Origin of the sequence: Buttiauxella sp. B2 (genome assembly GCF_006376615.1) — a bacterium.
GTDB lineage: Bacteria > Pseudomonadota > Gammaproteobacteria > Enterobacterales > Enterobacteriaceae > Buttiauxella.
Map to the genome: position 1 here is coordinate 1 of NZ_VEXQ01000039.1, position 19,300 is coordinate 19,300.

General features: G+C 47.1%; 18 protein-coding genes and 6 pseudogenes. 15 read left to right on the plus strand and 9 right to left on the minus strand.

Features of this window, described 5'->3' with window-relative positions:
- Positions 1-144, plus strand: a pseudogene (locus FH968_RS22380) (RNA-guided endonuclease TnpB family protein); the annotation flags it as partial.
- A gap of 44 nt (positions 145-188) precedes the next feature.
- Positions 189-521: pseudogene (locus FH968_RS22385) on the plus strand (transposase); the annotation flags it as partial.
- Positions 522-531: 10 nt separating this feature from the next.
- Here the strand turns inward: FH968_RS22385 and mazF are convergent.
- From mazF to FH968_RS22400, 3 genes and pseudogenes are all read right to left on the minus strand, one after another.
- On the minus strand, positions 532-864 hold the full coding sequence (gene mazF, locus FH968_RS22390; protein WP_139883498.1) for an endoribonuclease MazF: 333 nt from the start codon (positions 862-864) through the stop codon (positions 532-534).
- A complete protein-coding gene (locus tag FH968_RS22395) occupies positions 865-1,113 on the minus strand; it encodes an AbrB/MazE/SpoVT family DNA-binding domain-containing protein (RefSeq protein ID WP_139883501.1) in 249 nt (82 codons plus the stop codon).
- A gap of 153 nt (positions 1,114-1,266) precedes the next feature.
- Positions 1,267-2,488: pseudogene (locus tag FH968_RS22400) on the minus strand (IS3 family transposase).
- Between the two features lie 458 nt (positions 2,489-2,946).
- On the opposite strand from FH968_RS22400, the gene FH968_RS22405 reads away from it, so the two are divergent.
- Together FH968_RS22405 and FH968_RS22410 are read left to right on the plus strand one after the other, a co-directional pair.
- Positions 2,947-3,498: an NlpC/P60 family protein gene (locus FH968_RS22405; RefSeq protein WP_139883503.1), complete on the plus strand. Its 552-nt coding sequence runs from the start codon at positions 2,947-2,949 to the stop codon at positions 3,496-3,498.
- Between the two features lie 708 nt (positions 3,499-4,206).
- Positions 4,207-4,400 (plus strand): annotated as a pseudogene (locus FH968_RS22410) (hypothetical protein); the annotation flags it as partial.
- A gap of 48 nt (positions 4,401-4,448) precedes the next feature.
- On the opposite strand, the gene murP reads toward FH968_RS22410, so the two are convergent.
- From murP to FH968_RS22430, 4 genes are read right to left on the minus strand one after another with little or no spacing between them, the layout of a single operon-like run.
- A complete protein-coding gene (gene murP / locus FH968_RS22415; protein ID WP_139883505.1) occupies positions 4,449-5,891 on the minus strand; it encodes a PTS N-acetylmuramic acid transporter subunit IIBC in 1,443 nt (480 codons plus the stop codon).
- Positions 5,891-6,802 carry an N-acetylmuramic acid 6-phosphate etherase gene (murQ, locus tag FH968_RS22420; RefSeq protein ID WP_139883527.1) on the minus strand — a complete coding sequence of 304 codons (912 nt, stop codon included), beginning with the start codon at positions 6,800-6,802 and terminating at the stop codon, positions 5,891-5,893. Before murQ ends, murP begins: the two co-directional genes overlap by 1 nt.
- Before the next feature lie 36 nt (positions 6,803-6,838).
- Entirely contained in the window at positions 6,839-7,429 is a 591-nt protein-coding gene (locus FH968_RS22425) for a DUF2057 family protein (RefSeq protein ID WP_139883507.1), read from the minus strand.
- 53 nt (positions 7,430-7,482) lie between these two features.
- Complete coding sequence (locus tag FH968_RS22430) at positions 7,483-8,559, minus strand: porin (protein WP_139883509.1); 1,077 nt, start codon at positions 8,557-8,559, stop codon at positions 7,483-7,485.
- A 226-nt stretch (positions 8,560-8,785) separates the two neighbouring features.
- Here FH968_RS22430 and FH968_RS22435 point away from each other — a divergent pair, with 226 nt between their 5' ends.
- The 8 genes and pseudogenes from FH968_RS22435 to FH968_RS22450 all read left to right on the plus strand — a co-directional run bounded on the left by FH968_RS22435 (position 8,786) and on the right by FH968_RS22450 (position 12,782).
- Positions 8,786-9,649, plus strand: a complete 864-nt coding sequence (locus FH968_RS22435; protein ID WP_139883511.1) for an SIS domain-containing protein — start codon at positions 8,786-8,788, stop codon at positions 9,647-9,649.
- A gap of 70 nt (positions 9,650-9,719) precedes the next feature.
- Positions 9,720-10,324, plus strand: a pseudogene (locus tag FH968_RS22440) (IS6 family transposase).
- Positions 10,325-10,749: 425 nt separating this feature from the next.
- Positions 10,750-10,920, plus strand: a complete 171-nt coding sequence (locus tag FH968_RS24205) for a transposase (RefSeq protein ID WP_370451548.1) — start codon at positions 10,750-10,752, stop codon at positions 10,918-10,920.
- Positions 10,869-10,997, plus strand: a pseudogene (locus FH968_RS24210) (IS30 family transposase); the annotation flags it as partial. The gene FH968_RS24205 and the pseudogene FH968_RS24210, both read left to right, overlap by 52 nt.
- Positions 10,994-11,347 (plus strand): IS3 family transposase, encoded by a 354-nt coding sequence (locus FH968_RS24215; RefSeq protein WP_370451549.1) that lies wholly within the window; start codon positions 10,994-10,996, stop codon positions 11,345-11,347. The pseudogene FH968_RS24210 and the gene FH968_RS24215, both read left to right, overlap by 4 nt.
- Positions 11,247-11,495 (plus strand): DDE-type integrase/transposase/recombinase, encoded by a 249-nt coding sequence (locus tag FH968_RS24220; RefSeq protein WP_370451550.1) that lies wholly within the window; start codon positions 11,247-11,249, stop codon positions 11,493-11,495. The genes FH968_RS24215 and FH968_RS24220 overlap by 101 nt, the downstream gene beginning before the upstream one ends.
- Entirely contained in the window at positions 11,405-11,650 is a 246-nt protein-coding gene (locus FH968_RS24225; RefSeq protein WP_370451551.1) for an IS3 family transposase, read from the plus strand. The genes FH968_RS24220 and FH968_RS24225 overlap by 91 nt, the downstream gene beginning before the upstream one ends.
- A 337-nt stretch (positions 11,651-11,987) precedes the next feature.
- Entirely contained in the window at positions 11,988-12,782 is a 795-nt protein-coding gene (locus FH968_RS22450) for a hypothetical protein (protein WP_139883514.1), read from the plus strand.
- A 276-nt stretch (positions 12,783-13,058) separates the two neighbouring features.
- Here the strand turns inward: FH968_RS22450 and FH968_RS22455 are convergent, their stop codons facing one another.
- Positions 13,059-13,982 (minus strand): IS5 family transposase, encoded by a 924-nt coding sequence (locus tag FH968_RS22455; protein WP_139883516.1) that lies wholly within the window; start codon positions 13,980-13,982, stop codon positions 13,059-13,061.
- A 288-nt stretch (positions 13,983-14,270) separates the two neighbouring features.
- Between FH968_RS22455 and FH968_RS22460 the strand changes: the two genes are divergently transcribed.
- Positions 14,271-15,075 (plus strand): IS5 family transposase gene (locus tag FH968_RS22460; RefSeq protein WP_189389315.1). Its coding sequence is split into 2 segments (ribosomal slippage): positions 14,271-14,621 and positions 14,623-15,075, totalling 804 coding nucleotides; the frame shifts between segments, so codons are not numbered across the junction.
- An 86-nt stretch (positions 15,076-15,161) separates the two neighbouring features.
- Here the strand turns inward: FH968_RS22460 and FH968_RS22465 are convergent.
- A complete protein-coding gene (locus FH968_RS22465) occupies positions 15,162-15,803 on the minus strand; it encodes a helix-turn-helix domain-containing protein (RefSeq protein ID WP_139883521.1) in 642 nt (213 codons plus the stop codon).
- A 329-nt stretch (positions 15,804-16,132) separates the two neighbouring features.
- On the opposite strand from FH968_RS22465, the gene FH968_RS22470 reads away from it, so the two are divergent.
- A complete protein-coding gene (locus FH968_RS22470) occupies positions 16,133-17,587 on the plus strand; it encodes a DUF1254 domain-containing protein (RefSeq protein ID WP_370451552.1) in 1,455 nt (484 codons plus the stop codon).
- A gap of 14 nt (positions 17,588-17,601) precedes the next feature.
- Positions 17,602-19,065, plus strand: coding sequence for a DUF1254 domain-containing protein (locus FH968_RS22475; protein ID WP_139883525.1), 1,464 nt, complete (start codon positions 17,602-17,604; stop codon positions 19,063-19,065).
- Positions 19,066-19,300 lie beyond the last annotated feature (235 nt).

Consider the following 19,300-nt stretch of genomic DNA (forward strand, 5'->3'; position numbering starts at 1 on the left):
TGTGGATATATCGAAAATGCCGACATAAATGGCGCACGTAATATTTTAGCGGCAGGACATGCCGCACTAGCCTGTGGAGAGAGGGCAAATTCAGGCCGCTCAATGAAGCAGGAACCCACCGAGGCGAGTCAGACTCCGGTCTGAACGCTGTAGGAATCCTCGCTCTTTAGGACGGGAAGTATGTCAATGATTCGATTTTTAAGCTGATGAACACGCCACTTCGCTGTCCGGATTATTCCTGCGTCAGTAAGCGGGCTAAGTCCGTGAGTGTCCGTTTCAAAACCCCGACACGCGGCGAAATTAACCATCTGGTTATCGATTCCACCAGGCTGAAAGTGTTCGACGAAGGCGAATGGAAAGTGAAAAAACACGGACAGGAAAAACGTCGCATCTGGTGAAAACTGCACCTGGCCGTGGACGCCGATACCCACGAGGTGATCTGTGCTGACCTGTCCCTGAATAACGTCACCAATCCGGAAGCCTTCCCGGGGCTTATCCTGCAGATTCACCGTAAAGCACGGCAGTGATTTTTCACCCGATTAGAGCCTTAGCCTTTGCTCTGATCTCAGCAAGTTCTCCAAGCGATATAGTGCCTTTTTTTGTTACTTTTCGCGCTCTCCAGTCAACACAGGTAACTTGATCAGCCAGAGCAACACTTTCGCGGCTACTCGATAGTTCTACCTCAAACGGATAGCCTTTAGCTTTAGTTGTACACGGAACGCAAAGTAGCAGCCCTACGGGATTATTATAAGAAAAAGGGCTAAGGACAACAGCAGGGCGATGACCTCCCTGTTCGTGACCTTCTACGGGGTCAAAATCAAGCCAGATAAGATCCCCGGAGTTTGGTACGTAACGTGAAACCATTTAGATCAATTCCTTTCCAACGGGTGAACCGAAATCTATCTTTTCGTGAACGTTTTCAGGGGTGATACCTGATAACAGCATATCTAGGGAATACTCTTTATATTTCAATGGAACCAACACAATTTGGCCAGCTTCATCAACTTTCAAATCGAGTTTATCTTCAACATTAAGTGCCGCTGCTTGCATTACGCTGGCAGGTATCCTGATCGATGGGCTATTGCCCCATTTTTTTAGCGTTACAGTTGTCATTAACATTTCCCCCATCACATTTGTAGATACATTGTAGAGGATAAACAAAGTATCTACAAGCCTCCCCATCCTTCCTGCCAGATCAGAGTTTTAGCCAATTGCCCGTAAACCCTCGCCCAATTGAACTGACCCCATAAAGTTGGACGGTTTTAATCAGGCTGCCACTGAGGCCAGAGTCCGGTATTCTACCGGGCTCTGGCCCTTTAACTTCAGTCTGATCCGTTCATTGTTGTAATAGCGGATATACCTGTCCACCACCTGACAGAAGCTCTGTAACGCTGTCAAATTTCTTCAGGTAAAAGCATTCTGATTTCAGCGTCCTGAAGAAGCTCTCCGCCACAGCTTTATCCAGGCAGTTTCCCCTACGGGACATGCTCTGCGTCAGACCATGCGCTTTCAGTTGTTCCTGCCAGCGCTGCATCTGATATTGCCAGCCCGGGTCTGAGTGTAAAACCGGTTTATCTCCCGGGTTCAGCTTTGCCAGCGCTTTCTCCAGCATAGTACTTACCATCTTCATCACCAGTCGTTCCGACATCACATGCGAGATAACTTCACCGTTAAACAGATCAATAATGGGTGACAGATACAGCTTCTGCCCCGCCACTGCGAACTCCGTGTCGTCCGTTACCCACTTTTCGTTCGGCCGTGTGGCCGTAAAGTTCCGCGGCAGAACATTGGGGGCGATTTTCCCCTGCTCACCCTTCCAGGAACGGTATTTTTTCACCCGGATCACTGCTTTCAGGGACTGCTCGCTCATCAACCGCTGCACGGTTTTGTGGTTCACGCGTTCGTGCTCTCTGACGAGAGCCGCTGTGATCCATAGCATCCTTTATGATGCTGGTATATCTGGCTGATTTTTCTATTTATTTCTGCGTACTTATCAGGCCGGTTGCGAACCGACTGATGGTAATACCTGGTACTGCGGGCCATTCCGGCTGCGGCCAGCAGATCGTGTAAGGCATGTACAGCCCTCAGCTCGCTGATTATTTTTTCTTTTTCTTTTTCTTTTTCTTTTTCTTTTTCTTTTTCTTTTGCTGAGCCAGGGCTTTCAGCTTTTTTAAGTAGTCGACCTCCGTACGCAGATAACGCAGCTCTGTCAGCATTCGTCATGAGAGAGATCTTCAGCGGGTCTGGACACGCTGTCCGGTGGGTGTTCCTTCTGTGTGGTCTTCACTACCTCCAGCTTAAATGCCGGACTGTATCCAGCAATCTTCCAGGTAATGCCGTCAATCCCGTGTATCTGCCAGGAAGCGACCCAGTGACTGACGGTGGATTTGTGAATACCAAAATGGGCGGCTGTTCTCGTCATGCCCCCTTGACCGGAGATGTCGTGATCTGATCCTGATAACGGCAAAAAGTTCGATTTATTCAACAAAGCCGCGTTTCGGGTCAGAGGCATCGTCAGTTAACATCGTAAAAAAAACAGCATGTTACCCGACGATGGCTTAATGCGACAGAACCCGAAATCACCCGTTACGCTTAACATAGGATAATTTCCACTTTCCAAGCGGCCCCCATTAAAAGTAAAAATGAGTGATTTAATATTATTAAAAGTAAAAACAAAGAAATAAGAGTGATCGAATATCAATCACTGGTTATTATTAAGCATCTCGATCAAGGCTGATTTATTTGCTTACCAGTGTCTAGAAAGTAATGGTTACTTGTATCTTGCCACTAACATACGATTATTCACCTCGAAATAACTCTTGATGCTAAACGACGAGCCCACATCTGGATGTTTGCAAGCCGTTCACATAATTTTGGTCATTGCCAAAATGTAAAACACATTAATAATGTTCACGCTTCCCATCCGTGTCTAGGTAAATATATTTCATGTCATATGTTAAAAACGTTGCATATACCTCGCTACTGGCTGTGCTTGTTTTATTTAGCTCTCACTCATTTGCATTTCATCTTCCAAAAGAATTTTATCACTTACATTTAATTTCTTCTGTTAATTATAATTCAAACATAAAAAACAGTTTAAAAACAAAGAGAAGGAAAACAAAAAAAATTAAATCCGCATTATTAAATCAATACTCTAAATGGAAAAAAACGCGTTATAAATTGGGGGGGACAACACGTCATGGTGTAGATTGTTCGGCACTTATGCAAAACATATTTATTGACGCGTTGAACAAAAAATTGCCACGCACTACTTTCCAGCAAATAAAAAAAGGAATCCATATAAATAAAGGCAACCTAAAACCAGGGGATTTGGTTTTTTTTAAGACCGGCTCAAATCATCGACATGTCGGTGTATATCTCGGAAATAGCCAGTTCATTCATGCTTCAACTAGCCAAGGGGTGACGATATCCTCACTTACTAACCAATACTGGGTTCAGCATTATGAGACGGCCCGTCGTCTAAAATTGACGTTGTAAATATCACGTTGGAAATTAAAAGGTGATATCAGAACAAAAAAACCGATCCATTTAAATTGAAAAAGGCACTTCACGTTATAACGCATAGTTTTATTGGGTTATTTTTCTGGATATACGCACACAGCAATATATAGCTAGTCAGTACTCAGCTATCCATAACTCCTGATTGTAGTGGCAAAGCCCCCCCCATTATCCAACATCCACTTCGTTTCAGACTTTCAAAAAAGCGTTCCATCGGGATGTCATCCCAGAAATTTCCCCAACTACTCAGGTTTAACGTTATTTAACATTTTCACGTAACTGTGGCTTTGTTGAATAAATCGAACTTTTGCTGAATGACAGGTTCAGATCACGCATCATCCTGACAATGCCGCTTCGCCATTCGTTCCCCCATGGCGTAACCGGCGATCTCGACGTGAATAGGGGTCTGCCTGGAAAACGAAAATATCCTACGTTAAGCGTTTTAAGCTTAACGGGTGATTTCGTTCCATTGAACGGAAATCCCTGACCGTAAGGGATGTACGGAACTATCAACTTGTCCGTTTATGGTTTTGCTTACTTTCGTACACACAGACCGCATAGTGTACGTAATCGTTCGGTTTCGGACGCAGAAGCAACACAGAGCCGTCAATACAGGTAGTTACCAAAACACCTCTGATTAAAAAATAGCCTTGCCGTAGGATAATTTCCCTTTTCCAGGCGGCCCCCTACATGAAGGTGTTTAAATGGGTGATGGACAGCACATCAAAAGTACAGATGGACTACATCTGCCAGCAATATCCTGGTTTTTTCGCTTTGCAAAATGGATGGAATTGCTTGCTCAGGTTATTGGCGATGGAGTCATTGAGATTCCTAACCATCAAGAAAGCGAACTGGAAAAGTGTGCTGGATGGAATAAATAAAAAAAGGCAGGCGGTAACATGAATTTAGGGGGCCGCCTGCCAGTGATCTTAAGTCAGATCAACATCTTTGTAGCCAAAGAACCAGGTAAGAATAAAACCGCATAAATAAGAGATAAGCATACCCACAGCATAAATCCCCATCCCCGCATAAATTCCCTCGCTGGAGGTCATCAGCGGCAGTGACACCAGACCAGACGGACCGAATACAGTATTCAGGCCAACGGGCAGACCTAGCCACGCAACTAGCCCAATAAAGAACCCTCCACAGGCTCCACCAAGACAAGCCGTCACAAAAGGTTTCATGCGAGGCAACGTCACGGCATAAATCAGCGGTTCGCCAACACCCAAAAGTCCAGGGATAATGGCGCCTTTCACCTGATTGCGAGTGTTCGAATCTTTAGCTGAGCGGCAGTAAAGCGCGAGTGCTGCACCAACCTGCCCGCCCCCTGCCATGGCCAGAATAGGGAACAAAGAGTTAAAACCCTGCACGTCCATCAGTGCAAAATAAACCGGAATGAATCCCTGATGCACGCCAAAAACTACCGATATCAAGAACAAACCTGCGAGGATGGCACAGCCAAAGGGGTTGCCATTCAGATTCAAGAATAGCCACGACATCCCTTTAAACAGCTCTCCACCAAACGGCATAATCAGCGTAAACGTCACCGCGCCGGTAATGAGCAGCGTCAGCAACGAGGTGAGGATCATGTCAAGATTATCCGGGATGACTTTACGGAGCTGTCGCTCAATCCACGCGCCCACAATAGATGCAATCAGAACACCAATAATGTTCCCACGCGGGTCGATGCCCATGCCAAAGAAGTTATCGACACCGGAAAAATATCCCACCGTCGCATCCGGGTTGTAGCCCAGCAAGAACAAGGAAGCAATGATGGCCCCATTAACACCGGAACCCCCAAATGCTTTTTGCGCATTATAGCCAATGAGAATAGGCAAGAAAGTGAACAAGCCCTTACCGAAAATCTTCATGTAACCCACGATATGCACAAGGGTTGCATTCTTATCAACGGCACCCGCCAGTAGGCTTTGCTCGATTAATGTTGCAAAACCTAACAACATTCCGGCGGCAATAAACCCCGGAATAAGTGGTGTAAAGATAGTGGCAAACTTAGCAAGGAACTGGTGAATGGCACTATTTTGCTTTGCTTTCATCTTCTGTTTGGTATCGCTGGCCACTGAACTAATGCCCGGTGGTTCAGAAACAGCATCCGCACTATTTGCCAGCATGGCATTCATCATTTCGGCGGCGGTTTGCGCCTTACCTGGTCCGAGGATAATCTGCAGCTGATCTTCGGTGTTGATAACGCCTAATACACCATCCAACGCCTTGAGTTTGTCATGCTCAACTAGCTGATCATTGTTGAGCGAAAGACGCAGCCGGGTCATACAGTGCCCGCAGGTCTGTATGTTATTTTTATTGCCGACCAGTTGCAGGATAGTGGCAATGAATTGTTCCGTAATCCTAGCCATTATGAGATTTCCGTTTTAGCCAACGCGTTGCGAATAAACCCGTTGTTATCATTTAAAAGCTGTTTTGCCTGCGTCGCCGTATGTTTTCCCAGCACCATGACGATGGCTGTTTTGCAATGGCCTTCGCAGGCTTTCAGCGCCTGTGAGGCGGTCTGGTTATCGCATTCAGTTGCTTGCATAACAATATTTATCTGACGCTGAACCAGCTTCTGGTTGGTCGCTTCCACATCCACCATCAGATTGCCGTAGACCTTCCCGCTGCGGATCATTGCCCCGGTGGTTAGCATATTCAGCACCAGCTTTTGTGCAGTACCGGCTTTCATACGTGAAGAGCCCGTAACCACTTCGGCGCCTACGACGGGCATGATGGCGATCTTAGCGATTTTCGTGATTTCACTGTCTTCGTTACACGTCAGCGCAACGGTGGTTGCGTTGAGGCTATTGGCATAATTGATCGCCGCCACGACGTAAGGTGTACGGCCACTGGCAGCAATCCCGACGAGCACGTCGTTGCCATTAAACTCAAGATTTTTCAGATCTTCCACGCCCAGTGTCAGGCTGTCTTCTGCATTTTCAACGGCCTGAAGAATGGCCTGGTGGCCCCCGGCGATCAACGCAACAACCTGTTCGCGCGGAGTTCCGTAAGTGGGTGGACATTCACTTGCATCAAGAATACCAAGGCGACCAGAGGTACCAGCGCCGCAATAAATCAAACGGCCTCCCCTCTGAAAAGCAGCAACGATGGCATCGACAGCCTGTGTAATCGCCGGGATCACTTTTTCAACCGCCAGAGCCACTTTCTGGTCTTCTTTATTAATGACTTTCAGCATCTCTTGCGTAGAGAGCATGTCGATACTTTCGCTTTGAGTATTTCGGCTTTCAGTGGCCAGGGTGGTTAAATCGATTTTCATCATTGTCTCGTTCTTCGCTCATGCCTGATTGCAACATTACAATTCCAGCGCCCAACGCAAAAAAGCTTTACGTTGAGTCGCATCTAATTTCAGATATTCACTTTGCACCTGGCTTAGGGAAACGTCGTGCTCTGCCAGAGTTGTATGCTCGATGGTTTGTGTGGTTTGCGTCGTGACGGATGCCTTTGCAGGCAAATACTGGTTGTAGTCCGTCATCAATGTACTTTGCGGCAGCTCAATGGGCTGACTGTTCATGGCAATAGCTGAACCATCAGCATTATTAAGGGTAAAATGAGGATCCCTGGCAGCTTTACGCGTTTCACTTTCTATGCGAGGTGTCGCTGTGGTCAGGGTAATCTTTCCGTTAAGTGGGGATATAAACGTTAAGAGCACAGCATCGGATGTCACACGTCCCTGGCTTTCGTTTGCCGAACCGGGGTTGGTTGGGGCATCGAAGCGTACAATCATCGCCTGCTCGCCGCTTCCAAACGTTATCGATTTTGACAGGGAATTGACCTGTGCATCGCGTACCGCCAGAACATTGATATTGTCACCCAGCTTCAGCGTAGAAGCCAGGCTGAGGCTGGAGAACGTCAACAACAGCACAGTGAATATAGCTCTGAACATAGGATCCTCCTTTCAAGGCCATTGCAGCAACCTGCTCCGGCCAGATTGCATAATTAGAATTCGTAACGCAGACCTGCATGGTAGAAACTTTCTGATGCGGAGCTACCACCAAACGAAACAGTACGTCCGGTCATGACATTCTTGCCATCATGGCCGTTACGCATAACATAAGCCGTATATATAGAGCTGCGTGGGGTCAGTTTGTATTGCACTTCAAAGGTGGTATCACGCAGTTCCAGATCATCACCGCCTTCATTATTGAGATAACGGTAGCCTGTACGTACAGCCCAGTCACTGTTGATGTCGTAAACAGCCGTAAATTCCCAGTTCTTATCTTTGCTATCTGCATAACCATTGGTGTAGGTCACCGTGTCTTGCGAGTAAAGCAAACCAAGCATCAATGAATCGAGGTAATAGCGTGTACCCAGACCGCCATAAGTGAAGGTATCAGCTCCATTTGTACGGCTATTTTCGCTCTGTTTTGCACGCGTTTTCTGGAACGCGATAACCGGTGTTAATTTCCCTGCACTCCCCATATCCAGCGTGTAACGCAGTGCTGAGTTATAGCCGTAATCCAAATCGGACGTGTTATTCCCAATAATGTAGGCCGTAGAAAAATCAATATTGCCAAAGGTATTCTGGTACTGAACGGTGCCATCCTGACGGAAGACCTGTACAGCAGTCGGATCAATTTTACGCGCCTGGCGACCGGTCGAGACATCTGAACTGGCGAACACATCACCAATGTCGGTGAACATGATCAGACCAGATGAAACGCGTCCGCCCGTGATTTTCCCGTATTCAGACATATCCAGGCCCGCCCAGACATAGCGAGCAGTGAGGCTATCGTTTTCGCCTTCAACGTTGTTAGCATATTCCGCTGAATTAACCTGGTATTGAGCTAAACCGATCACCGAGACTGTGTCATTGACGACCTGACGTCCACTTACCCCTAAGCGTCCATCAAAATCGCCCTGGGTATCACCGGTCTTTTTATTGGAAATGTTAAAGCCAAGACGGCCATACAAGTCTACGAAAGAACCATCATTTTCTTTATATATTTCAGCAGCTTGTGTGCTAAGACTTGCCATCAACGCAAAAAGTGAAACTGTGCAATTTCTGATTTTCATTATCATCATTCCATTAGTGGATTAATTATAAAGTGGTCTGGCGCCGGATGTAATAATTAATTATTGAACATAAAATAAAAAGGAATATTTTATTCCAAGAAAGATAAACGTGACCGACTTCATATATTTCAAACGATGAATAACGCAAAACCAGGCTCATATTGATGCTGCATGTTGCCTTTCAGGCGTGATAGGAAGACGATCAGACAATATTTTTTACGGAGAAATGACCGTGCTATATCGCCAAAAACTGATTGACAACATGGAACGCTTCACCCCAGGCGAGCGCAAGATTGCGAGTTTCATCATCAGTAGTCCTGACGTATTGAAAGAATTATCCTCACAACAACTGGCGGAAACCCTGGGTGTCAGCCAGTCGGCTATCGTCAAATTTGCACAGAAGCTCGGGTTACAGGGCTTCACTAAATTTAAAATGGCTCTGGTAGAGGAGTGGGGGAAACAGCTGACTGAACATAAGCAGCAGTCGTCCCATCTGCACAATGACATCAGCAGCCAGGATCCCCTTCTTGATGTGGCAAATAAGCTGCTGATTGAAAAGCAAAACGCCACCAGAAAAACAACCGACAGTCTGGATATAAATCAGCTGGAAAAAGTGATCAGGTTGCTTCAGAACGCTCATCGCATCCATATTGCAGCCATAGGCAGTTCCTCGCTGGTAGGCAAAGATCTTGCTTGGAAATTGATGAAAATAGGTTTTCATATCCTGACGGAGTTCGACAGCCACGTGCAGTTGACCATTGCCCAGACGCTCACCAGTCGTGATGTCATGCTGGCTATTTCCTTTTCCGGCCAGCGGAAAGAAGTGCTGTTGGCGGCCAAAATAGCAAAATCCAATGGTGCTACTGTTATTGCATTAACCTCTTTGCAGGACAGTGATTTAAGAAATCTGGCTGATTACACGCTTGATACGGTTTCAGATGAGCAGCGTTGGCGTAGTTCTTCCATCTCATCACGCTCGGCCCAATTATGTATAACTGATCTGCTGTTTATGGGATTACTGCAGCTCAACGAAAGCGAAGGGATGAAAATGATTGAGCAAAGCCGTCATCTGGTCGATAAATTAACCTGACGACCGCAGGTTCTGTCGCATTAAGCCATCGTCGGGTAACATGCTGTTTTTTTTACGATGTTACCTGACGATGTTTCTGCTCCGAAACGCCTTCAGACGTCTGCACTATCCTGTTGATATCATCGCCCAATGCGTTCGTTGGTATCTGGCGTACATGCTCAGTTTGCGCAACCCCGAAGAGATGATGGCTGAACGTGGCATCATTGTTGCCCATTCAACACTTCATCGCCGGGTTATTCGCAGGGTGCCATTACTGGATAAAGCGTTTCGTCGGCATCAACGCCCCGTGGGCAGACGATGGCGAATGGATGAAACTTACATCAAAATCCGGGGCCGGTGGAAATACCTGTATCGGGCAGTTGATACCGACGGTCAGACAATAGATTTTTTGTTGACGGCGAAGCGTGATGCGACGGCAGCTCTGCGGCTCTGACCACGCTAAACGCCGACAAACCAGAAGAAGAAACGATTACCATCAGTCTGAACAACCTGGTGGAGCAGGACCACCGGAACATCAAACGACGAATACGTCCGATGCCGGGATTCAAATCATTTCGCCGTGCACAGACGATTCTGGCTGGGACTGAGTTGATACACATGATACGCAAAGCGCAGTTTCAGTATCCTGGAGAGCGTCTGTCACCTGCAGAACAATTTTATCTGTTGGCCGCCTAAAAAAACGGCAGCGCGGCTTTTGCTGACTTGCCTGCGCTAATGCGACAGAACCCATTTGATGACTGCCCCACGGTTTTTCATGCTCTCCACATTTAGCCAGCGATGTAATGTGCCTGTACTGATGCGATAAGGTAAATCCTGAAAAGATGCAGTAGGCGATGAAAATCCCGCCGGGTTGAGAGACGGGCCCCCGATTATTGAATCAGTACATTACACAAATTTATGTACCGGCTAATAACTAGCCGCAATTTTAACTGCTTTAACAAAAAATCCTGTGTACATCATCTTGCTTCTTCTACAGGCGATGAATTCAATAGTCCAACTCCCTGATGGTAGTTTACAGTTTTCAATTGATAAGATGTGAATCGCCATGGGTTTAACAGACACCTCAGAGTCATTTAAGATGACTGAAAAGAGAGGTGCTCATGAGCGGTAAACGTTATCCCGAAGAGTTCAAAATTGAAGCGGTTAAACAGGCTGTTGACCGCGGCCATTCCATTGCAAGCGTCGCCACCCGTCTTGATATCACCACGCACAGTCTTTATGCCTGGCTCAACATTCACAAGAAGACTTGGACCATGTCGCAGAGCAATTAAACAACAGGCCGAGGAAAACATTGAAATTTAAGACGCCAAAACAGGTTTTTGAAAAGGGTGTTGCGTTGACAAGTTGAATCTACAGTTCTGGCTTGAGTCAGGCTGCGTCTATGGTTATCGCAAGATCCATCTGGATCTGCGTGATACCGGGCAACTGTGCGGAGTGAACCGGGTCTGGCGGCTGATGAATCGTGCCGGAATAAAGGCTCAGGTCGGGTACCGGAGCCCACGGGCACGCAAAGGTGAAGCCAGCATAGTGGCACCCAATAGGCTCCAGCGGCAGTTAAATCCGGACCCACGAAGGCTGGCTGTATCTGGCCGTGGTGGTGGATCTGTTCTCCCGGAAAGTTATCGGCTGGTCAATGCAACCCCGGATGACAAAAGACATTGTCCTGAACGCATTACTTATGGCTGTGTGGCGCCGTAATCCTCAAAAACAGGTACTGGTTCACTCTGATCAGGGCAGTCAGTACACGAGCCATGAGTGGCAGTCGTTCCTGAAATCACACGGTCTGGAAGGCAGCGCGGCAACTGCCACGACAATGCGGTTGCGGAAAGCTTTTTTCAGCTACTGAAACGCGAACGGATAAAGAAAAAGATCTACGGAACGCGGGAAGAAGCCCACAGTGATGTTTTTGATTACATCGGAATGTTTTATAACTGTAGGCGTCGGCATGGTTCGAGTAATCAGATGCCACCTTCTGAATACGAAAACCAATATTATCAATGATTCGGAAGTGTCTAGATTATCCATGGCGATTTACCCGCTAGTGATAGTCCATGAATGGACTATCACTAGCGGGTAAAAGTGCGGGATAATAAGATGATATTGGTTGTAGGTTAAAATTTGTGGATGCTCTGTGATGATCAACAATAATTAGTTTTGAGTAATACGACCTTTTTATCTCGCAGAAAAAAAAGTATGTCTGATGTATTCTGACGAATTTATCAATATTCGGTTCGTTGCTACGAACGAACAGGATGGATTGTTGGATTATTTGTCATTTAGTGACATATAAGCCTTGTGCATATGGAAATTATACACTGTAATGAGGAGCACCCTTCCAATGATCTTGAGATTAATAAGTTATTTTTTTTTCGTTTTTAGTATATCAGCATCGGCTAACATATTAAGCATGCATAACAGCAGGTTACTGTCTGTCACTAGCGGTTATCAAATTTTAGTGGATGCTTATCAGGAGTGCGATCCAGTTACATTTGTTGCAAAAAATGATTCTTACGGGATCGATTGTCGTGTGCACACAAGTTATAATGGGACATCGGGGGTAAGTCCAGTAGGTTGTTACTATCGGAAAGATATAAAAGCTGGAGATGTTGTTAATTTTCCAGGTTGCTCTCAAACGACAAATAATATGACCCTGGATGTTATTGTTAACCCTACAACCGATCCCGGGTGGTATATGCATACAACAAACTGCTTGTTGTTGGTATCTAACTATTTATATGGTAAATATGATAATGAATACGATTATAATTTTTGTGTGTACACTCCACCCACACCCGTCGATATTAGCTGTATAGCCAGTGATATTAGGTTAGATCATCAAACAGTTTCTGTTGGTGATTATGATGGAAGTGAAGTTAAGGCACATGGGAGCGTTACTTGTAAAAATGGCGATGCATCTGTTGTACTTTCATTTGCCAACCCGACAGTTAATTTATCTAATGGAACTCAATCAATTCTGACATTTGATGATGCAAACTCCACATCAAATACAGAGTCAATAGAAACCGCTGTTGATGTACCCAGCGATTTCATCGTAAAAAGCACTTTGTCTGGAACACCAGTGATCCCGGGAGAATTTTCAGGAAGCACTGTTCTCATAATTGATATTATTTAGGGCGTTGTTGAGTAAATCACTTTAGCTAAGATGACAGTACAAAAAAACAACCTCTCAATAACAGATAATCAGCATGTTACGAGAAATGGCAATGCCTCCAATTAGTAGAATATGTATTTCTCGATGAAGGCACCGATGACTTTTTCATGCAGCTCGACTGAACTGATCCTACCCGCGAATAGTGGGCACCCGACTAAGTGAGTAAACTCTCAACCAGAGGTGGGCTTTGTTGAAGAAATCAGATTTGAGGCGTGTCTTCCTGTAACTGGTCATTGTTCAGGCAATACGTACACTTTCTGGCATACCTGCCTTCGTCATTTTGTTCAGCGCACGCACCATGGCCAAAGCCTCTGCAACCTGACCGTCGTAGTCCCGTAACGTCAGCGAGCCGCCGAACAACTGCTTTACCCTGTACATTGCCGTTTCGGCTATTGAGCGACGATTATAGTCCGTTGCCCATTTCCACCGGGCATTGCTCCCGCTCAGTCTCTGATTCGCCACTGCGCGGTTGCGGTCTGCATATTCACCCGACCAGTAACCAGCGCCTTTCCGGGGAGGAATAAGTGCACTGATTTTCCTGTGACGCAGTTCGTCGTGGCATAACCGTGTATCGTAAGCCCCGTCTGCCGCCGCAGACTTTATTTTTCGGTGTGTCTGCCGGATAAGAGCCGGGAAAACTTCCGCATCGGTCACGTTGTTCAGCGACAGGTCAGCACAGACGACTTCATGTGTTTTTGCATCAACGGCCAGATGCAGCTTTCGCCAGATACGACGCAGCTCCTTGCCGTGCTTTTTGACTTTCCACTCACCTTCGCAGAAGACTTTCAGGCCCGTGAAATCAATCACCAGATGCGCGATTTCACCCCGGGTGGGTGTTTTAAAGCTGACATCAACCGACTTCGCCCGCTTGCTGACACTGGTGTAATCCGGGCAGCGCAGGGGAATGTCCATCAGGGCAAAGATGGAATCAATAAACCCCTGTGCAGCCCGCAGGGTCAGCCGGAAAACGCGCTTAACGACCAGAACGGTTGCGATGGCAAGGTCTGAATAACGCAGAGGTCTGCCCCGTGATGAGGGCGTTGCTGACTCATACCACGCCTGAATGGCTTCGTCGTCCAGCCAGAAAGTGACGGAGCCTCGATGGATGAGGGCCTTGTTGTAGGTCTTCCAGTTGGTGATTTTGTACTTTTGCTTTGCCACGGGACTACCTGCGTTATCAGGATGATGCGTGATCTGATCCTGCCGTTGGGCAAAAGTTCGATTTATTCAACAAAGCCGTAAACAGCCTGCGGCTGTTCAACATAACGCGGGGATTATACGAAGCGCTGTCAAGGCTCAACAGAAATGTCTAGTCAGTGGCTCATTAGAAATGTCTAAAGCGGGCAAAGTTGAATGTCCGTTGGGTGCCAGATATAGTCATTCACACCCTGAGAGTTACACTTTTAAGTGATTCAGGGTATGCGTTACGGTAATTTCTGAGGGGAAAGTATGGCAGGCAGCAAGTGGCAGATAAGCGATGAACTCTGGAAAAAAATGGATCCTCTTATCCCGGAGCACAAAACCAGTCACCCGTTGGGAAGGCATCGTAGACGTGTTGATAATCGTGCCGCAATGAACGCCATTTTCTTTGTGCTCAGAACTGGTTGTCAGTGGAATGCACTCAACGCGACAGATATCTGCTCATCAAGCTCAGCCCACCGTCGCTTTCAGGAATGGCGTGATGCCGGTGTTTTTGAACGATTCTGGCAGAACGGATTGCTTGTCTGTGAACAGCTGGAGTTCATCGACTGGTCATGGTTATCGATGGATGGCTGCATGACCAAATCGCCGCTGGCAGGCTCAAAAAACAGGCCGCAGCCCCACTGACCGGGGAAAACAGGGCGTAAGGCGTAGTCTGATGACCGATGCGAACGGGTTACCGCTCTCTGTCGTGGTCTCAGGGGCAAATACGCACGATATAAAGCGGGTCGCAGATACTCTGGATGCCCTTCAGACGGGCAGACCCGGCAAAAGGCTGCACCTGTGTATGGACAAAGGTTATGAAGCGGAATGGCTGGAGGCCTGCCTGAAAAGCCGTCGTTATGAACCTCATATTCAGTCGAGGAAAGAGGAGTCCGATGCCATCAGAACGACAGGTTTTAAAGCGCACCGCTGGGTGGTAGAGAGAACGCACAGCTGGGTGAACCGCTTCCGTCGCATACTGACGCGATGGGAGAAGAAAGTTGAAAACCATGAAGCGATGCTGCATTTTGCCTGCGGCATCATTGTCTGGAATAAAGCCCTATTGGGATAGGCTCTAAGGTGAGCGCAATAAGATGAGGTATTACTGTCATTTTTTTACATAAATTTTTTATAACGGAACTTTATGGCCTTGAGGGGCTAAAAATCGTTTGGTAACTTCTTGTCAATCGAAATAAGCTTCCCTTTTTTTATTGTGATATATTCCCCTTCTTTCAGTGCAGCAAGTACACGAAAAACATAGCTCCTGGAAAGATTTGTCCTACGGATGATAAAATTGGCGATACCTTCACTCTCTTGTGCGTTGACCGTTCTTCGATACAAATAACGTCGTAACATGGCTTTTATTGTGTAGTACCCTGAGTCAGTTCTTCTTTCGACGTGGACATCCAAAACAACGATCAGCATATATGACAATATCGTGGTTAGCTCTTTGGCATAATCAGCAGAGGTATTAAAAAATATCCTTTCAAAGTCACTTATGCTTATTTTCAGGACTTTTGCTGGCGTTAATGCAACATACTTAAACGAAACCACCGGACATAAATATTCCAGTAGACCAACTGGCATATATTCGATAGTTGTACCTATAATATGCGGATCTTCATCCATCGCGATAGATAGCACTCCTTCCGGAATAAAATAAATTGAATTTAAATCAAGTTTCAAGGGTTCATTCATTTTGAGCGAAAAATATTCTGCGCAGGTAACAACCTCAGTCTGATGCTTATTTAACGCAAGCGTCCGGTAATGTTCATGAATCGTCTCAAATACAAATCGCATTCAATCCTCCAAAATGAATGAAGCCAATATGCCACTGTATTCTCAGCCGGGCAACGTTGAGTCATGTTTTTTATCAAAAGTCCCAGCATGGACTATCGAAAACAAAAGGCGTGTGTAGACCAATGCCCGAAAATTAGTCATTATTTTTAACAACACATAATCCGTTGTATTTCCAGAAATGTTGCATGTTTAAAGCCGATAATATTCTCTGATCCACCCCCACTTTTTTCACAATTCGGCTACGCTCATTTGGATACCTAACTCATTGTTTGATGGAGTTTTTGATGTTCAAGATCAAATATACCAGGCGTCTGCTTGTCGGCAGCGTGATGGCGGCTTGTCTGGCCTCTACTGGCGCATTCGCGGCTGAGACCACGTCTCCTATGTCCCCGTTGATGAAGCAACTGAACAACGGCAACTGGTTACCCGCTCAGGAAGCACAGAACCTGAGTGATGAGCTGTATTATCAGGACGCGATTCATGCCTATATTCAAACCTTACCTCTGCTGAACACCATCGGTTTACGCGACGGGTCTGAAGCTGCGTTTGGTAAGGGCTACAACGTGCTGCCAGTCTGGAAACAGCGAATGGACAGCCGCGCCATGGTACCGACCCCAAATGGCGACGTCATCTACTCCATGAGCTACCTGGACCTGAAAGAAACGGGCCCGCTGGTGATTAAAGCGCCAGCCAACGTCATCGGAATGTTCACAGACTTCTTCCAGAAAACCATTACTGACGTCGGGGCTATCGGCCCCGATCGCGCACGTGGTGGCCTTTATTTGCTGTTACCACCTGATTATGAAGGCCCTGTGCCTCAGGGGTATTACGCATTTAAGTCCCCGACATATAACGTGTTCCTGTTCTTCCGCACCATTATGGGTAAAGGTGATGGCAAACCAGACCCGGTGCCTGCGGTAAAAAATGCCGAAACCACACGCATCTATCCGCTGTGGGATGTGGAAAAAGAAGTCAAGCCGATGCAGTTCCCGGATGCCAGCGGCAAACGCATCAATATGATGTATCCGACAGACAGCGCTTACTGGAAGAAGCTGAAAGATTTTGTCGATTATGAGCCGTTGACTGCGATCCCGGACGAAACGCGTAGTGCGCTGTTAAGTATCGGGATTGTGAAAGGGAAACCCTTCACTCCAACCGCCAAACAGCAAGAGCTGTTAAAGAAAGCCGTCGAAACCGCACCGCGCATGATCCTCGCCCGTCGTCAGGCAGGACGCGACGATCACCGCCAGCTTTATTATAAAGATCGCCAGTATGAAAACTCCTGGGCTGGCGCAACGGCAGAATGGATGCAGTACGGCACACTGGATGAAAATCAGCGGGCGGCATTTTTCCAGATTGCCTATTCCAGCGCAGCAGCCATGGTAATGCACACCACCGGAGCCGGATCGAAATATCCGTACACCACGAAAGATAAAGACGGCAAATTCCTTGATGGCAGTAACACCTACAAATTACATCTGCCGCCAAACCCGCCAGCGGCGCTGTTCTGGGCGGTAACGGCTTACAACATTACCGATGGCACCATGCCGGAAACCGACCAACTGCTGCCATCCACCAACGGCTATTACAACCTGCCGAAAAACAGTGATGGTTCCATTGATATCTGGTTTGGCCCAAATAAACCGGATGACGTGGCGGATAATGCGTTTATCAAAACGGTTCCGAATCGTAATTTCCTCGTCGCCTTGCGTTTATACGGCACGGAAGATGGCTTCTACGACCAGACGTGGGTTCCCGACGATCTGGTACAGACAAATAAGTGAGAAAGGAAAAAATAATGAAATTTAAATACCTTGCATTGGTAACGGCGCTCGCATTAAGCGCAGGTGCTGCAGCGCAATCAGCGCCTCTGACTATTGCGTATCCGACAAAGTTTAGCGAGCTGGCAACCACCCCGATAGAGGTCACCATGCCGGAGGTCTATGTAAAGGCCATCGCGCAGCAGGCTTACATCTGGGGTTGGCCGATGGTGAACCAGTTTAACCGCCGTGAAACGATCACCAAGGCACCTTACCCCGCGCTGAATGGCGGCATGGTGCCCGTGGCACCTATGGGGCAACTCAGTATGCTCACAGATTACATCAAGCCACAGGAGACGTTTGTCACCTGTCCAAACCAGGATGTGGCTTACGGTCTGGGCTTCTTCGAGCTGGACAAAGGCCCAATCGTTATTCAGGTGCCTGACTTTGGCAAACGCTTCTGGGTATATGCCATTTATGATGCTCGTACCAACCAGATTGGCAACGTCGGTAAGCCGTACGGCACTAAACCTGGGTTCTATCTGCTCGTCGGCCCGAACTGGAAAGGTGAAACGCCGAAAGGCTTTAATGGCGTGATTCGCTCTTCTACCGAGATGGCAAACGTGATCCCACGCGTTCAGATGGATGATACGCCGGAAGATCGCGCCGCTATTCAGGCGCCGATCAAAGAAGTGATGACCTATCCGTTGAGCGAATTCAACGGCAAAATGAAGTCGTTTGAATATTCTAAGTTGCCGTCGATCGGTGGTGAAGCCGATGCCAGCGCAGGTGAAACCAAATGGGTCATACCAAAGAAATTCTTCGATCAGTTCGCCAATGTGCTGGAAAAAGTGCCACCACTGCCGGGTGAAGAGGCAATGTACGCCCAGTTCCATCATTTAGTGGAAGCCGGGAAGAAAGATCCGCAGATCCGCCAATGGATGAATGAGTCCGCAGAGAATACCGAAAAAGCGGTCATTGCAGAATTCTTCAAATGGAAGAACAACGGCGTGCCTGCGGGCAACGGCTGGAATCGTTCGAAGAACAATGCCCAGTTTGGAGCGGATTACTACAACCGTACTGGCACTTCAAAGTCGAATATGTTCGACAACAAACCGGACGAAACGCAGTATTTCTACACAGATAACGATGCCGATGGCACCCAACTTTCTGGCGACCACGCTTACACCGTGACTTTCCCGAAAGGGGAAATTCCACCAGTGAAAGGCTTCTGGTCACTGACGCTTTATAACAGTAAACATCTGTTCAGCCCTAATGAACTGAACCGTTATTCACTGGGGACAAAAAACAAAAACCTCAAATATAACGACGATGGCTCGCTGACGTTGTATGTCAGTAAAACCAATCCTGGCGAGGATAAAATGGATAACTGGCTGCCTGCTCCGGACGGTGATTTCTCACTGTATATCCGCGCTTATTGGGGCGAGAAAGCTATTCTCGATGGTACATGGCAACCACCTAAAATCGAAATGGCTAAGTAGTCCCCCTGAAATATCACCGGCCCCATTTATGGGGCTTTTTCATATTCGCTTTCCTTAATCGGATAATCGATGACATGCAACTCTAATGTTCGCTCCTCGCTCATGACTGCCTTTGAGGGGCTCATCCGGACAAGCTAACAGACTGAACCGTACCTTCTTTGTGACCGCTGTTACCCGCAGCTGAGATAATCCCGCCCGGCATATTTCCTTTGAACTGGTCACCTAAATCGCCTGC

Bases quoted from the DNA above. Each gene is read 5' to 3' on its own strand.
- FH968_RS22430 (WP_139883509.1), bottom strand. From the start codon at position 8,559: ATGAAAATCAGAAATTGCACAGTTTCACTTTTTGCGTTGATGGCAAGT.
- murQ (WP_139883527.1), bottom strand. From the start codon at position 6,802: ATGAAAATCGATTTAACCACCCTGGCCACTGAAAGCCGAAATACTCAA.
- FH968_RS22465 (WP_139883521.1), bottom strand. From the start codon at position 15,803: ATGCGATTTGTATTTGAGACGATTCATGAACATTACCGGACGCTTGCG.
- FH968_RS22470 (WP_370451552.1), top strand. From the start codon at position 16,133: ATGGCGGCTTGTCTGGCCTCTACTGGCGCATTCGCGGCTGAGACCACG.
- FH968_RS24205 (WP_370451548.1), top strand. From the start codon at position 10,750: ATGAGCGGTAAACGTTATCCCGAAGAGTTCAAAATTGAAGCGGTTAAA.
- murP (WP_139883505.1), bottom strand. From the start codon at position 5,891: ATGGCTAGGATTACGGAACAATTCATTGCCACTATCCTGCAACTGGTC.
- FH968_RS22395 (WP_139883501.1), bottom strand. From the start codon at position 1,113: ATGACAACTGTAACGCTAAAAAAATGGGGCAATAGCCCATCGATCAGG.
- FH968_RS22405 (WP_139883503.1), top strand. From the start codon at position 2,947: ATGTCATATGTTAAAAACGTTGCATATACCTCGCTACTGGCTGTGCTT.
- FH968_RS22425 (WP_139883507.1), bottom strand. From the start codon at position 7,429: ATGTTCAGAGCTATATTCACTGTGCTGTTGTTGACGTTCTCCAGCCTC.
- FH968_RS22435 (WP_139883511.1), top strand. From the start codon at position 8,786: ATGACCGTGCTATATCGCCAAAAACTGATTGACAACATGGAACGCTTC.
- FH968_RS22450 (WP_139883514.1), top strand. From the start codon at position 11,988: ATGATCTTGAGATTAATAAGTTATTTTTTTTTCGTTTTTAGTATATCA.
- mazF (WP_139883498.1), bottom strand. From the start codon at position 864: ATGGTTTCACGTTACGTACCAAACTCCGGGGATCTTATCTGGCTTGAT.
- FH968_RS22475 (WP_139883525.1), top strand. From the start codon at position 17,602: ATGAAATTTAAATACCTTGCATTGGTAACGGCGCTCGCATTAAGCGCA.